The organism is Agrobacterium tumefaciens, assembly GCF_013318015.2.
Classification (GTDB): Bacteria; Pseudomonadota; Alphaproteobacteria; order Rhizobiales; family Rhizobiaceae; genus Agrobacterium; species Agrobacterium tumefaciens.
Genome location: NZ_CP115842.1, coordinates 988,734 through 1,002,637, shown reverse-complemented (window position 1 = coordinate 1,002,637; position 13,904 = coordinate 988,734). Strand labels below are relative to the sequence as shown.

Annotated in this window: 13 protein-coding genes; 5 read left to right on the top strand and 8 right to left on the bottom strand. The window is 57.6% G+C overall.

What is annotated here, in order from left to right; all coding sequences use genetic code 11:
• Both G6L97_RS18080 and G6L97_RS18075 read left to right on the top strand, forming a co-directional pair.
• On the top strand, window positions 1-159 hold the full coding sequence (locus tag G6L97_RS18080; protein ID WP_158006613.1) for a hypothetical protein: 159 nt from the start codon (window positions 1-3) through the stop codon (window positions 157-159).
• 15 nt (window positions 160-174) lie between these two features.
• Window positions 175-1,629: a glutamate synthase subunit beta gene (locus G6L97_RS18075; protein WP_003511464.1), complete on the top strand. Its 1,455-nt coding sequence runs from the start codon at window positions 175-177 to the stop codon at window positions 1,627-1,629.
• Window positions 1,630-1,809: 180 nt separating this feature from the next.
• Here G6L97_RS18075 and G6L97_RS18070 read toward each other — a convergent pair whose 3' ends face one another.
• The 4 genes from G6L97_RS18070 to G6L97_RS18055 all read right to left on the bottom strand — a co-directional run bounded on the left by G6L97_RS18070 (window position 1,810) and on the right by G6L97_RS18055 (window position 6,566).
• A complete protein-coding gene (locus G6L97_RS18070; RefSeq protein WP_065704448.1) occupies window positions 1,810-3,165 on the bottom strand; it encodes a sensor histidine kinase in 1,356 nt (451 codons plus the stop codon).
• On the bottom strand, window positions 3,162-3,836 hold the full coding sequence (locus G6L97_RS18065) for a response regulator transcription factor (protein ID WP_003511462.1): 675 nt from the start codon (window positions 3,834-3,836) through the stop codon (window positions 3,162-3,164). The genes G6L97_RS18070 and G6L97_RS18065 overlap by 4 nt, the downstream gene beginning before the upstream one ends.
• 206 nt (window positions 3,837-4,042) lie before the next feature.
• The gene (locus tag G6L97_RS18060; protein ID WP_035200604.1) at window positions 4,043-5,278 is read right to left on the bottom strand and encodes an SGNH/GDSL hydrolase family protein; all 1,236 of its coding nucleotides are present in this window, start codon (window positions 5,276-5,278) and stop codon (window positions 4,043-4,045) included.
• A gap of 64 nt (window positions 5,279-5,342) precedes the next feature.
• A complete protein-coding gene (locus tag G6L97_RS18055; protein WP_003511460.1) occupies window positions 5,343-6,566 on the bottom strand; it encodes a lytic murein transglycosylase in 1,224 nt (407 codons plus the stop codon).
• Between the two features lie 195 nt (window positions 6,567-6,761).
• Between G6L97_RS18055 and galU the strand changes: the two genes are divergently transcribed.
• Entirely contained in the window at window positions 6,762-7,649 is an 888-nt protein-coding gene (gene galU / locus G6L97_RS18050; RefSeq protein WP_003511458.1) for a UTP--glucose-1-phosphate uridylyltransferase GalU, read from the top strand.
• Between the two features lie 59 nt (window positions 7,650-7,708).
• On the opposite strand, the gene uppP is transcribed toward galU, so the two are convergent.
• Window positions 7,709-9,187, bottom strand: a complete 1,479-nt coding sequence (gene uppP, locus G6L97_RS18045) for a polysaccharide biosynthesis protein UppP (protein ID WP_111782979.1) — start codon at window positions 9,185-9,187, stop codon at window positions 7,709-7,711.
• 404 nt (window positions 9,188-9,591) lie between these two features.
• Here uppP and G6L97_RS18040 point away from each other — a divergent pair, with 404 nt between their 5' ends.
• Window positions 9,592-9,957, top strand: coding sequence for a PAS domain-containing protein (locus G6L97_RS18040; RefSeq protein WP_013761857.1), 366 nt, complete (start codon window positions 9,592-9,594; stop codon window positions 9,955-9,957).
• Between the two features lie 60 nt (window positions 9,958-10,017).
• Window positions 10,018-11,013, top strand: coding sequence for a KpsF/GutQ family sugar-phosphate isomerase (locus G6L97_RS18035; protein WP_035199687.1), 996 nt, complete (start codon window positions 10,018-10,020; stop codon window positions 11,011-11,013).
• A 3-nt stretch (window positions 11,014-11,016) separates the two neighbouring features.
• Here the strand turns inward: G6L97_RS18035 and G6L97_RS18030 are convergent, their stop codons facing one another.
• The 3 genes from G6L97_RS18030 to hemH are packed head-to-tail and all read right to left on the bottom strand — an operon-like array spanning window position 11,017 to window position 13,631.
• Window positions 11,017-11,484, bottom strand: coding sequence for an NfeD family protein (locus tag G6L97_RS18030; protein ID WP_035199685.1), 468 nt, complete (start codon window positions 11,482-11,484; stop codon window positions 11,017-11,019).
• A 2-nt stretch (window positions 11,485-11,486) separates the two neighbouring features.
• On the bottom strand, window positions 11,487-12,536 hold the full coding sequence (locus G6L97_RS18025) for an SPFH domain-containing protein (protein WP_013761854.1): 1,050 nt from the start codon (window positions 12,534-12,536) through the stop codon (window positions 11,487-11,489).
• A 60-nt stretch (window positions 12,537-12,596) separates the two neighbouring features.
• A complete protein-coding gene (gene hemH, locus G6L97_RS18020) occupies window positions 12,597-13,631 on the bottom strand; it encodes a ferrochelatase (protein ID WP_013761853.1) in 1,035 nt (344 codons plus the stop codon).
• Window positions 13,632-13,904: the final 273 nt, after the last annotated feature.

Genomic DNA, 13,904 nt, shown 5'->3' with positions numbered 1-13,904 from the left:
GTGGGGATACTACACCAACTGGTCTCGCTGATGATCGCGGTCGCCGTTCCCATGGTGATCTATTGGACAAGCGGCGAGACCGGATTTGAATTCATCGTATTGGGGGCGGCTTTCGGTTTCGCTTACTGGTACTGGGGCCTAACAGGCGCTCCGCTTTGATGTGAGGACATAAACGTGGGCAAGGTTACAGGTTTTCTTGAGATCGACCGGCAGGTGGGCAAGTATCAGCCCGCATCGGACCGTATCCGCCATTTCCGCGAATTCACCATTCCGATGTCGGATGCCGAGGTGCAGAAGCAGGCGGCGCGCTGCATGGATTGCGGCATTCCCTACTGTCACGGCCCGACGGGCTGTCCCGTGCACAACCAGATCCCCGACTGGAACGATCTGGTTTATAACAACAATTGGGAAGAGGCGATCCGCAACCTCCATTCCACCAACAACTTCCCGGAATTCACCGGCCGCGTCTGTCCGGCACCCTGCGAGGAAGCCTGCACGCTGAACCTCGAGGATGCACCGGTCGCCATCAAGACCGTGGAGCAGGCGATTGCCGACAAGGCCTACGAGCTGGGCTTTATCGTGCCGAAGCCGGCGACGATCCACACCGGCAAGAAGGTCGCCATCATCGGTTCCGGTCCTTCCGGCATGGCGGCAGCGCAGCAGCTTGGCCGCGCCGGTCATGAGGTCCACGTTTACGAGCGTGAATCAAAGCCCGGCGGTTTGCTGCGTTACGGTATTCCGGATTTCAAGATGGAGAAGAACTTCATCGACCGCCGTGTCGAGCAGATCAAGGGTGAAGGTGTTACCTTCCATTGCGGCGTCAACGTCGGCGTGGATGTAACGGTCGAAGCGCTTCTGGCTGATCACGATGCGGTTCTTTATTGCGGCGGTTCGGAAACTCCGCGCCCGGCTGGCATCGGTGGCGCCGATTTCAATGGCGTTTACGACGCCATGCCCTATCTCGTGCAGCAGAACCGCCGCGTTGGCCGCGAAAACATCGACAGCATCGGCTGGCCGGCCGATCCGATCCTCGCCGGCGGCAAGCATGTCGTCGTCGTCGGCGGTGGCGATACGGCGTCTGACTGCGTCGGCACGGCCTTCCGTCAGGGTGCGGTTAAAGTCACCCAGCTCGATATCCGCCCGATGCCGCCGGAAAAGGAAGACAAGCTTGCCGTATGGCCCTTCTGGGCAACGAAAATGCGCACCTCTTCTTCGCAGGCAGAAGGTGCCGTTCGCGAGTTCCAGGTTGCCACGCTTGAATTCGTCGGTGAAGACGGCGTTTTGACGGGTGTGAAGTGCTGTCAGGTGGACGACCGGCGCAAGCCCATTGCCGGTACGGAATTTATCATCAAGGCTGATCTCGCCTTCATCGCCATCGGTTTTTCCGGTCCTTTCACCGATAGCGTGCTGAAGGAAATGGATGGCAAGCTGTCGCTCAACACCGATCGTCGCGGCTCCACCAACGTGATCGCCAACGAAACGGACTACAAGACCTCGGTCGACAAGCTGTGGGCGGCGGGCGACGTTCGCCGTGGCCAGTCGCTGGTGGTCTGGGCAATCCGCGAAGGCCGTCAGGCCGCACGTGCGATCGACGAAGAGCTGATGGGCGCAACCGTCCTTCCGCGCTGAGCGAGTTGACGCGGCGCAAGCCGTCGTAACGAAAACAAAAAGGCCTGTTGTGTTTCACAACAGGCCTTTCGGTTGACTGGAGAACCGAAACGCGATGGAGGTGTCGCATGCAGGGGGACGGCAACATATCGCGCCTGAGAATTGCGATGACACTACGTGCTTCCGAAGACGGGGTTCGTGTCAGCAATAGGGAAGGCTGATACGGAAGGAGGCGCCGCCGGATGGGGAATCACTGATGGTGATCTCCCCTCCATGGTAGCGGACGATTTCCTGCACGAGATTGAGACCGAGCCCGGTACCGCGATCCTTCGGTATCAACCGGTGAAATGCGTCAAACACGGCTTCCCGGTCCTCTTCGGGAATTCCGTTGCCTTGGTCGGATATGTCGATCACGCGGTTGGCCCCCACTTTTATGGTGATCGTTCCGCGATTGCCGCCATGTTCGATGGCGTTTTGCACGACGTTCATCAGGGCGCGTTGCAGCGAGGCGTCATCGGCAAGGGCGAGGATCGGCTCTTCGTCCGGCTCGAACGAAAGTTCGTAGCCTTGAGAGATTGCAAGCGGCGCCATATCAGCGACGACAGACCGGCAGAGGCCAACAAGATCTAGTGGAATAAGCGGCGCCTTTTGCCCGCCAAGTCGTTGCAGATCGAGCAACTGTTCGGCAAGCACGGCGAGACGGCTGGCATCGGCTAATATCCGGCTCCGGTCCGGTCCGTCCAGCAACGTTTCGACACGGGTCTGGAGAATGGCGACAGGGGTCCGCAATTCATGGGCGGCGTCGAGAATGAAGCGCTTGTGCCGCTCGTAACCATCGTCCAGCCGTTTCAGCGCGCCGTTGACGGCATGCACGAGCGGCTGCACCTCCCATGGAATATCGCCATCCGGCAATCGATATCCGCGCTTGTCGATGTCGATGCTTTCCGCCGTTCGCGCAATTGCGGAAAGTGCGAAAAATTCCCGACGGATGATCCATGGAATGGTCACGATTGTCACAATGGACATGATAAGGAGGATCGGCATGATCAGTATGTTGGAGAACAGCAGGACCGGGAATGCCATACTGAAGGCTCCGCCCTTGCCGACCATAACGAATTCGCCCGCCGGTCCCGATGCACGACGCACGACGGCGATTCGCAAGACAGCAAGATAGGAGTAGGACAATGCCGCATCGCGTACGTCCGACACTTTGACGTCGCTAAGCTGTTGATCCATGTTGCTAAAGGCCTCAGGCACCGGCCCACCCTGCACGATCTCACCTTTCTCGCTGACTGCAACGAACCAGAAACCGGGCATGCTGTCGCGCAGCTCGACAAATTCATTTGTTTCGTCAAGCATCAGCCGGCCATCCTTGTCACGCATGATGGCATTGGCTGTAATCTGGGCCGCTGCCGGGCTGAGAAGGGCGCTGCCCGAAGCGCCGCTGGACAGGTAAGCGACGAAGGCGGCAGTGACGATGAAAAGGCTGCCGATCTGGAAAAGCAGCAATTGAATGGTCAGGCGTCGCTTGAGCGATTTCCTTCCGGCCGATTTCATGAGGCCGCCCTCAGCAGATAACCGACGCCGCGAATACCGTGAACCTCCAGACCCGCATCCGCTGCCTGCAATTTGCGGCGCAGACGGGAGATATGGGAATCAAGCGCATTCGACTGGATTTCATCGTCGAAATTATAAACCGCCTCTTCCAGTACCGATCGCAGCACCGTTCTGCCCTGCCGACGCAACAGGGCTTCAAGGATCAGCAATTCGCGTCTGGTCAGGGGAATAAACTCTCCCTTGATGCGGACTTCGCGGGTTTCGAAGCAAAATTCCAGCTTGCCCAGTTTCGCCGTCATCGTCACGCTGCCGGCTGGCCGGCGCATCAGGGCGCGGATGCGAGCAAGGAGTTCCTCGACAGCGAAGGGCTTGGCCAGATAATCGTCCGCACCAAGGTTCAGGCCGTTCACCCGATCCGCAAGCGTGCCTTGCGCTGTCAGCACGATGACGGGCGGTGTGACGGGAAGCAGACGCAGATCTTCTATAAGCTGGATGCCATCGCCATCGGGCAATTGCCGGTCGAGTACGACAAGATCGTGAACACCGTCCATGATCGCATGCCGGGCAAGATCGAGCGTGCCGACATTGTCCACGATGATATCGAACCGGTGCAGGGCGGCGGAAAGGGCTGCTGCCATTTCGCGTTCGTCTTCAACAAGCAGCAGGCGCATGAATTGTTCTCGGCAGTGTCTGGCGTACGCCTTCCCGGAGAGGAAGGGGCGCGGGGGCATCGGATAAATATCACCGTGCAGTAAGACGCGGGCAGGGGAGGGCAATTGGCCGACCCCGCATTTGCTGCAAAGCTGAATTTATCCTGCCATTGCCGGGTTGCCTCAACATTACGCCGGTTCGAGCCGTAGCGACGGCGGAGAAGTGGCTACTGTCTGGCCTGAGCAGTATCCGGGACAATCCGGTAGTCATCGATACGACCCGCCGGTGCATCGGCCATCTCGCCCCGCTTGGTCAGCCGTTCGCGTGGCGATTCCACCACCGAGACACGTGCCGATACGGCCGTCGAAGGGACATCGCCAAGCAGCTTGTCACCGCCATCGAGGTTCGGATCGGTCAGGCTGATCGGCTGGGTGCGCACCTGTCCCGCGTCGATGCCAAGCGCGGGCAGGGAGGTGAGTGCAGGCAAATTGCTGCCGTCCAGTTTCACGAGGTCCGGTCCGGCGCTGTCGAGGTGCCTGCGCACGAATTTCTCGACGTAAAAAGCAAGCTTGCGTTTGCCGGCCTGCGTCATGCCGACGCCATCTGCCTCACGCAGACGGGCCTGCTGCCCGTTCATGTCGTAGCCGGTGATGACAAATTTACCGGCCTCGTCGACAAAGCCGTCCCAGACATCGACGAATTCGCCGCCGTATTTTTCGATATGGCTGCGATAAAGCCGGTTGAAGCCGACGAGATCGGCCGAGAGTGAGGTTGACTGGAAGGCCGGCAGGCCAACCCACAGCAGCGGCACCTTCGGGCGGCCGGCAAGGGTCAGAAGTTCATCGATCCGCCGCTCATATTCCTTGAACCAGACATCGGTGCCAAATTTTTCCCTGGTATCGCCGATCTGCATCTGCTGGCGATCGTTCGATCCCATCATGATGACGATGGTGGCGGGATTTGTTTCGGTTATGAACTGCGGCAGATTGGCGAACCAGTCGTAATAATCCGTGCGTACGAGGCCCGAAGAACCATTCGCGCGCACATCGACCGAAATTCCCGGAGAGCTGGCGAAGGCATTGACCAATTCTTCCCCCATGCCACCGGCCAGAAAATCACCGACGACCAGAACACGCCTGGCATTTTCAAGCTTGGCGGTCGGCTCCGGTTTTATGGTTCGCATTTGAACCACCGAAGGCGCTTTTCTTGCGGGTTGCGGACGGGTGACTGATTTTTCACGCGGGGCAGCCGGGAAATCCCGGCGACTGCGGGGCTGGTATTCGCGGCCGGGCGTGTCCTCCCGGCCCACGGGCCGGCCAAACAGCATTTCGAAAAGGGTGCGTCGCTGTTCCTGGGCGAAGGTTTGCGAAGGGACAAGCGGCGTGCACAAGACAGCACAAAGAATGATGGCGCAGATGCGCCAGCCCGTACTTGTGCTTTTCGCCGCAGGTTTCCTACTCATGACATCGATCCTTCCGGATGCTTCGGCGGCGTTGAAGACCGCCGCCGAATTCACCGGCATATTATCAATTCCGCAGTGCTCTCAGCAATCGCTGCGACGGCTGACCGTCGGTTTCGAGGCCCATGCGCGACTGGATGGCGCTGATCGCCGCCTTCGAGCCGGAGCCGAAATTGCCATCGACTTCGCCATCGTAATAGCCAAGTTCCTTCATGCGGGTCTGGAGTTCGAATTTTTCACGAATATCCAGCGTGCCGTCCGGACGCGGCCATTTCTGCTGCATGCCGCCATAACCGGCGATCTCGTCAGCAAGCAGGCCAACGGCCAGCGCATAGCTGTCGGATGCGTTGTATTTCTTGATGGTGAAGAAGTTTTTCATCATCAGGAAACCTGGACCATTTGCCCCACCCTGCAGTTTCAGCATGGCGCGATCGGAGCCGCGGGTGAAATTCTTGCCGTTCGGGCGGGCAAAGCCAAGCTTGGTCCATTCCGCAATGGACTTCGTCTGCCCCTCATAACGGGCGCCGCCACGCGGCACGGCTGTTTCGTAACCCCAGGTCCGGCCGGGTTCCCAGCCATTCTTGGCGAGTAGATTGGCGGCCGTCGCCAGCGCGTCCGGAACCGAGTGCCAGATGTCGCGCTTACCGTTGCCGTCCGCATCGACAGCATAGAGCAGGTAGCTGGTCGGAATGAACTGGGTATGGCCCATTGCCCCCGCCCAGGAACCCGTCAGCTGCTTGGGCGTGACATCGCCTGCCTGCAGGATTTTGAGTGCGGCGATCAATTGCGTGCGCGCGAACTTGGCGCGTTTGGGGTCGGAATAGGCGAGCGTGGCCAGTGCCTGCGGAATATTGTGCAGGCGCTCCGGCTTTTCGAGAACCGCGCCGTAATTCGATTCCATCGACCAGATGGCGAGAATGATATGTTTGTCGACGTTGAAGTTGCGCTCGATCCAGTTGAGCGTCGTCGCGTGCTTCATCTTCATCTCGCGGCCGATGCGCACCGTATAGGGGTTGACGCGGGAATCGAGATAATCCCAGATCTGGGTGGTGAATTCCGGCTGGAAGGTCGCCTTGCGCAGCGCATCCGGATCCGGCTCGCTGACACCAGCAAAGGCTTTCTGGTAGGTCGCCTTGCTAATGCCTTCTTTCGCGGCTGTTGCGTAGAACTGGTTGATCCACTGCTTGAACCCAGCATCGGCCCGGGCCGAGACGGGGGCCAGCGAGATCGCCAGACCTGCAACCATCATGCAGCCGAATTTGCGGACATTTGAAAGGATCATCTTTGTCATCGTCAGTCTTTCGTTCTCTCGAATATCATTTCGATTGCGAAAACGCATCGGGCGTCGTCATGCATAACAAAAGAATGTCAACAAATTCTTTACCATTAATAGATGGTAGCGTCACCCTTTACAAAACGTTGTTATTTTTGAAATAACAACACTGTGCGGGGATTGTGATCAAGTTTTATCTCTCAGGAGGGATATGTGGTAGAACATAAGAAAATTCGGAAGGCCGTATTTCCGGTCGCAGGTCTGGGTACGCGTTTCCTGCCCGCAACCAAGGCGGTTCCGAAAGAAATGCTCACTGTCGTTGACAAGCCGGTCATTCAATACGTCGTCGACGAGGCGGCGGAAGCGGGCATCGAGCATTTTGTATTTGTCACCGGCCGCGGCAAGGCGGTGATTGAAGATTATTTTGATATTCAATTTGAACTCGAACAAATGCTGCGCGAGCGCAACAAGAATGCCGAGCTTACATTGCTGGCCGGCCTTCTGCCCAAGGCGGGCACGGCAAGCTTCACGCGTCAGCAGGTGCCGCTTGGTCTTGGCCATGCGGTCTGGTGTGCGCGTGATATCGTCGGCGACGAACCTTTCGCCGTGCTGCTGCCTGATATGATCATGCATTCACAGAAAAGCTGCCTCAAGGGCATGGTCGAACTTTATGACCAGACCGCCGGCAACGTCATCGCGGTGCAGGAATGCGCTCCCGATCAGACGCATAAATACGGCATCGTCGGCGTGGGTAACGCCGTGGGCGAGGGTTTCAAGATCACTGAAATGGTCGAGAAGCCTGCCAAGGGTACGGCACCTTCGAATTTCTACATCAACGGTCGCTACATCCTTCAGCCTGAGATTTTCGACATTCTGGAAAATCAGGAACGGGGCGCCGGCAACGAAATCCAGCTGACGGACGGCATGTTGACGCTTGCCAAGTCCCAGGAATTCGCTGGCTATCATTTCCGCGGGCAGACGTTCGATTGCGGCGCCAAGGACGGTTTCATTCTTGCCAACGTTGCTTTCGCGCTCGAACGCGCTGACATCCGCCCCGCAATCGAGGAGCCGATCAAGGCTCTTATCGACGGACTGAAGTAATTTACCAACTGGACAACGGGATCCCGGCCTTCGCGCCGGGATTTCTGTTTGGGGCAACGTTATCGTTTCAGGACAAGCCCCGCGCCGACGCGCAGTTCGTTGCTGTCATAAATTGGCGTCCACTGATAACTAACGTCCGCCGTCAGATCGAGATAGCGGTTCAGCCCCCAGGTCAAGCCAGCGCCTGCGGTGTATTCCACGGCATCCTCGATATCGGAGGAGGGAAATGTCCGGTGCACGATCTGCCCGGTCAGCCGCGCGACCAGATTGCTGCGCAATTCATGGGTCAGCCCGGCATCCAGCCGATAGGAAATCCAGCCGCCCTGTGGTCCGCCGGCGAAATCCTCTATCGTCGTGCGCAGGCCAAGATTGACGTTGGTGCCGCGCTGCGGCGACCAGTTCAGTTCGCCGTCCAGTGTCAGCGCGCCGATGGAAGCGATGCGGTCGTCGTCATATTGTTTACGTAGATAGCCGATGGCGGCCTCGCCGCGGGTCTTCTCGCCAAGATCGACCTCGGCTCCAATTTTGGCGCCGTAGGAATTCGAGGACCGTGCGTAACCGGTATTGTCCAGGCGCCTGTCATATTTGGTCGTTCCCGCGTTCAATTCGAGGAACGGGATCAGGGCCGGTGACAATTCGTAGCCGATACGGCCGCGCAGGTTCGCGCCGTTCTGGTCGCGATCGCTAAGACTGATCGGCTGGCCGTTTATGCCCTTTGCATCCGTGTAGACCGTACGCGACAGATCGAGCGCCGCTAGCCCGCGCAGCTTGCCGAAATCCCGTTGGATCGATGCGCCGGTCGTGAAACGGTGTTCTCCGCCCTGCACGGCAGCGCCAGTCAAAGCGTTGGGGTCCGTAGTGCCTTCACGACTGAATTCGTAACCCGCCTTGAGATTAGCCGTCGTTTCTTCGCCGAGATCGAGGCGCAGATCGGCTTCTATCCGCGCCCTCGGCTCTTCACCATTCTTGCTGCCGAAATTTTTCTCCCAGGCTCCATCGCCTGTTACAGTCAGCGCATGGCGGGACCAGTCGCTGGTTAGTGTGCCGCGAATACCTGTCGTTAGGTAGTTACGTCTGGAAGGGCCGCCGGTGTTCGTCTGCTTTTCCGTATTGATCGTCTGGCTGATCGAAGGCCGCAGCAGGAATGTACCGAGCCGGATACCGGGGGTTTGTCCGGGTTCGGTGGCTCTTTGCGGGTTTTCACCGCCGTCTACCGTTGGCTCATATGGGTTTTCCGCGTCGGCATAAGGCTGGCCCGCTTCTTCCCGCTGTTCGGAAATCGGGTCGCCCGGATTATTCGAGGGGCGCCATAGTTGCTGTTGCGGTGCTGCTCGCACCATGCTTGCCTCGTTTTCAGTTGTCGTTGTGGGGTTCTCTGTCGGCGTTGCATCGCCGGATGGAACTGCGACCGGCAGCCGCGTGGCCGCTGTTTGCGCGAAAACAGTTCCCGGGGTGTAGAGAAGCGTACAGGCAAGCAGCAGCAGGGTTGCTGCTTTCCGCGACGTCGGCAGACGTGTGGCGGTGCCCTTCACAATCATTCCTCTTCACCCGGCGCATTTGGCCGATGTCGGATCGAAAGTTCGTCTCAGCATTTCCTGAAGCCGAATGAGCGGCAGACGGATGAAGTGGACGACCCAGAGACCAGACACGCGACGCAAGTTTTAATATCGCTTTAACAATAGGATTTTTATGGTTAACAGTTGATAAAGACCTCCCGGATTTCACCACATCTGTGGCTGCGGCAAAGCTGGGGGGCTTCCTAGTTCGATCTGGCCGCTTCGGCACCGCGACTGAAGAAAATTTGCCGAGATGCCCAATATTTCGAATATGATCAGATTTAAACGTTTCATTTTGATACGGAATCGCCCTATGATTGGGTGGAACTCATCCGTTTTATTTTAGCAATCCAATTGATTTTTATTTTGTGTCACAGCGTCGTTTCATGAATCCCGTTTTGAACGTCAAGCAGGTCGGTTTTTATTGCTGGGATATTACCAATGACCGATTCTATCTAGACGAAGTCTGCGCTGAACTCTTGGGCATTCCTTTGCGGCAGGCGATGCAGGGCATCAGCATTTTCCAGATGCTCGAAAAAGTGGATATCGGCCATCGCAATCATGTGATCGAAACTGCGCTCACGACGCTCAAGGCCGCCAGCTTTTACCATCAGGAATATGCTGTGCGCCGTGATGACGGCTCTATCTCGTGGATTAGGACAGTCGGGCGATATTTGGTCGATGAAGAGAACATCCCTTTCAAGCGGATGGGAACGATGGAGGAGATTTCTCCGCCGAACCTGCGTCACTAAAGAGCGGCAATTTTCGGCTGTAGAGTGGACTTATTCCAGTTGAAATAGTAACAGTCGGCCATGATTACGAGAGCCGTGAAACTGGTTGAAGACAATGCGATTGAATCCGCCGTGCGGACGATTTCGATGGAGAGGGCTGGCCTTGCCGCTCTTGAAGAGGCCCTCAAAAACGGGCTTTCCGAACCTTTCTGCAAGGCGATCGAGACGATCGGCCAGTCTAATGGCCGCCTCATCATCACCGGTGTTGGTAAAAGCGGCCACATAGGCGCCAAGCTCGCGGCCACCTTCGCCTCCACCGGAACGCCTGCATTTTTCGTGCATGCGGCAGAGGCCAACCATGGCGATCTGGGCATGATCGGCGGCGATGATGTGGTGCTGGCGATCTCCAAAGGCGGTGAAAGTTCAGAGCTGCGTAGCATCATCAACTATTCGCGCCGTTTCTCCATCCCGCTGATTGCACTTACCTGTTCGGAGAGTGCATCGCTGGCGAAGGCAGCCGATATCGTGCTTCTGGTTCCCAATGAACAGGAAGCCTGCCCGCTCGGTCTTGCGCCTACCACCTCCACATTGATGCAGCTGGCACTTGGCGATGCCCTTGCCGTTGCGCTTCTGGAAGCACGCAATTTCACTGCCGGTGATTTCAAGGTGTTTCACCCCGGCGGCAAACTGGGCGCGGGCCTTACGCTGGTCAGCGATATCATGCATACCGGCGACCGGGTGCCGCTAGTCGGCAAGGGAACTTCCATGCCGGAAGCAGTCAGTGTTCTTTCCCGCAAGCATTTCGGCTGCGTCGGTATTCTGGACGAGGATGGCCGTCTGTGTGGCATCGTCACCGAGGGCGATATGGCGCGCAACCTGTCGCGCAACCTCGCTGAATTGACGGTGGACGACATCATGACCCGTACTCCGAAAACGGTCAAAAAATCGGTGCTGGCGACCAGCGCTCTCGCGACGCTGGAAAAATTCCACATCGGTGCGCTGATCGTCGTTGATGACGATAACCGGCCGATAGGGCTGGTGCATTTCCACGATCTGTTGAGAATCGGTGTGGCCTGATCGCTATGAGCGGTCGAGCGGCTCTATTGTCAGGGTGCGGCCACGCGCAGCTGCGATCCTGACACGTGTTCCTGCTGGCATGTCCTCACCGTTAACGGACCACCAGGTATCGTCCAGCCTTATGCGGCCGCGCCCTTCGACAACCGGCTCCTGCAGGGTCGCTGTGCGGCCAACAAGGCTGGCTTCCCGCTGATTGAGGAAGGGTTCGTCGCTTGCCTCACGGTTTTTGCCGAAATATTTCCTGCCAAGCAGGGCGAAGGCGATGGAGAGGGCGGCAAACAGCACCAGTTGCAATTGCCACGCCCAGAATGCGGCATCCCAGAACAGCAGGGAGAGCGCGCCGATCACCAGCGCGGCAATGCCAATCCAGATCAGAAACACGCCCGGAGCGACCAGCTCGGCAGCCAGCAGAATGAAGCCGGCAATCCACCAGCTCCATGGTCCCAGTTCCGTGGCAAGCCGTTGCAGCATCGTCACTTCTCCGATGAAGAGCCGAAGGGATTACCGGGAATTGTCACGTTGATGGCCTGGGCCGAAGGCCGCGACGGCGGCACCGAGCGGGAAGATGCGGGGACGGCAGGCGCCGTTGGTGCATCGCCCTTGTCGCCGAAAACGTCACGGGCGATTGCCCCTATGCCGCCGAGCGAGCCGATCAACGCAGACGCCTCCATCGGCATCAACACGATTTTCGAGTTTTTGGCGGTACCGATACTGGAGAGCGCTTCGGTATATTTCTGGGCAACGAAGTAATTGATCGCGTGGACATTGCCGGCAGCGATGGCTTCCGACACCATGCGGGTGGCGTTGGCTTCGGCCTCGGCCAGACGCTCGCGGGCCTCGGCATCGCGGAACGCCGCTTCGCGCTGGCCTTCCGCCTCGAGAATGGCAGATTGTTTTGCGCCCTCTGCGCGCAGAATCTGAGCATTGCGGGCGCCCTCGGCCTCCAGCACCTGCGCGCGTTTTTCACGCTCCGCCTTCATCTGCCTAGCCATGGAATCGACGAGATCTTTCGGCGGCGCGATATCTTTTATCTCGATGCGCGTGACCTTGATACCCCATGGTCCCACCGCCTCGTCCACCACGCGCAGCAGGCGATCGTTGATGGCATCACGGTTCGACAATAACTCATCGAGATCCATCGAGCCCATTACCGAGCGGATGTTGGTCATGGTGAGGTTTTCAATCGCCATTTCCAGATTGGTAATCTGGTAAGCGGCCTGTGCGGCATTCAGGACCTGATAGAAAGTGACGGCATCAGCCGAGACACTGGCATTATCGCGGGTGATAACTTCCTGTGTCGGTATATGCAGAACCTGCTCCATCACATTCATCTTCGAACCGATGCTTTCGAAGAACGGCACGATGAGGTTGAGGCCCGGCTCGAGTGTGCGGGTGTAGCGCCCGAACCGTTCAACCGTGTAGCGATGTCCCTGCGGTACGGTCTTGATGCCGGCAAAGAGCACCAGAATGACCAAAACAACCGCCGCTATGACGACGATATCGAAACCGCCCAATGCAATCATCACTTCTTCCTCCAGCACCACAACCTTTTGGGATCTTACACCCGCATCGTTATGGCAAGATTACACCCAACCTTGCAACTCTTGTCGTACAACCTTTTCGAGAACTGTCATACCCTCTACGCTGTCGTTGAGACACGGGATGTGGGTGAATTTCTCGCCGCCATTGTGCAGGAAGATTTCTCCGGCCTCACCGGCAATTTCCTCCAGCGTTTCAAGACAATCCGATACGAAACCGGGGTTCATGACGGCGATGCGTTTGATGCCCTCGGATGCCAGCTTTTCCATGGTCTTGTCGGTATAGGGCTGCAGCCATTCTTCTGGCCCAAAACGCGACTGGAAGGTGATCATGAAGTTCTTCTCGGTCCGTCCCAGCGCTTCCTTCAGCAGACGGGCGGTCTTCTGGCAGTGGCAATAATAGGGATCGCCCTTCCTGAAGTAGGATTGCGGAATGCCGTGGAAGGAGGTGATCAGCATCTCCGGTTCCCAGTCCAGCGTTGCCAGATGGTTTTTGACGGAGGCGGCAAGCCCCTCGATATAGGCAGGATCGTCATGATAGGGCGGAACGGTCCGGATGGCGGGCTGCCAGCGCAGCTTCATCAGATGTTCGAAAGCCTTGTCGTTCACCGTCGCCGTGGTCGATGCGGCATATTGCGGATAGAGCGGGAATAGCAGGATTTTCTCGCATCCCTGCTCCTTCAGCGCGTCGATTTTCGAGGCGATGGAAGGCTGGCCGTAGCGCATGGCCCAGTCAACGACGACATTCGGCAAATCCTTCAGCGCCTGTGCCATCAGTTCGCCTTGGCTTCGGGTATAGGTGCGCAGATAGCTTTCGTTGCGATCGCGGTTCCAGATTGCCTCATAGGCCTTGCCGACCTTCTGCGGGCGCTTGTTGAGGACGATGCCGTACAGGATCGGATACCAGTAGAGGCGCGACCATTCGATCACGCGTTTGTCGCTCAGAAATTCCGCCAGATAACGGCGCATCGGCCAATAGTCCGTACCATCCGGCGTGCCAAGATTGACAAGCAGAACGCCAACCTTGCCAAATCTTACGCGGGGATGGTCTACGGGAAGTGCGGATAATTCTGTCGTCATGAATGACACCCTGAACTCGTACTGGTTGCGTGAGAACGTTTCCGTTTGGGATAAAGGGCGGAAACGCTCCATTTTTTGTTTTTATACATGGCCGGACGCAAACCGTGACGCGGTTTTGCCGGAAATGCTCAAGCTATATGCTCGTGCCGTCAATTTGTTCACGTGTTCTAGACGAAATTTGTAAGGATTGAACCACCTGCGGAGGTGATTTCCGAGGTGCGGTAACGGACGCATTGTCTTTTGATAAAACGCAGCCTGTAATGATCTGTTTTT

What these genes read in the sequence shown, in the direction of transcription:
- G6L97_RS18030 (WP_035199685.1), bottom strand. Translation starts at nt 11,484, where the DNA reads ATGCTGCAACGGCTTGCCACGGAACTGGGACCATGGAGCTGGTGGATT.
- G6L97_RS18065 (WP_003511462.1), bottom strand. Translation starts at nt 3,836, where the DNA reads ATGCGCCTGCTGCTTGTTGAAGACGAACGCGAAATGGCAGCAGCCCTT.
- hemH (WP_013761853.1), bottom strand. Translation starts at nt 13,631, where the DNA reads ATGACGACAGAATTATCCGCACTTCCCGTAGACCATCCCCGCGTAAGA.
- G6L97_RS18055 (WP_003511460.1), bottom strand. Translation starts at nt 6,566, where the DNA reads ATGACAAAGATGATCCTTTCAAATGTCCGCAAATTCGGCTGCATGATG.
- G6L97_RS18040 (WP_013761857.1), top strand. Translation starts at nt 9,592, where the DNA reads ATGAATCCCGTTTTGAACGTCAAGCAGGTCGGTTTTTATTGCTGGGAT.
- G6L97_RS18025 (WP_013761854.1), bottom strand. Translation starts at nt 12,536, where the DNA reads ATGATTGCATTGGGCGGTTTCGATATCGTCGTCATAGCGGCGGTTGTT.
- G6L97_RS18060 (WP_035200604.1), bottom strand. Translation starts at nt 5,278, where the DNA reads ATGAGTAGGAAACCTGCGGCGAAAAGCACAAGTACGGGCTGGCGCATC.
- G6L97_RS18035 (WP_035199687.1), top strand. Translation starts at nt 10,018, where the DNA reads ATGATTACGAGAGCCGTGAAACTGGTTGAAGACAATGCGATTGAATCC.
- G6L97_RS18070 (WP_065704448.1), bottom strand. Translation starts at nt 3,165, where the DNA reads ATGAAATCGGCCGGAAGGAAATCGCTCAAGCGACGCCTGACCATTCAA.
- uppP (WP_111782979.1), bottom strand. Translation starts at nt 9,187, where the DNA reads ATGATTGTGAAGGGCACCGCCACACGTCTGCCGACGTCGCGGAAAGCA.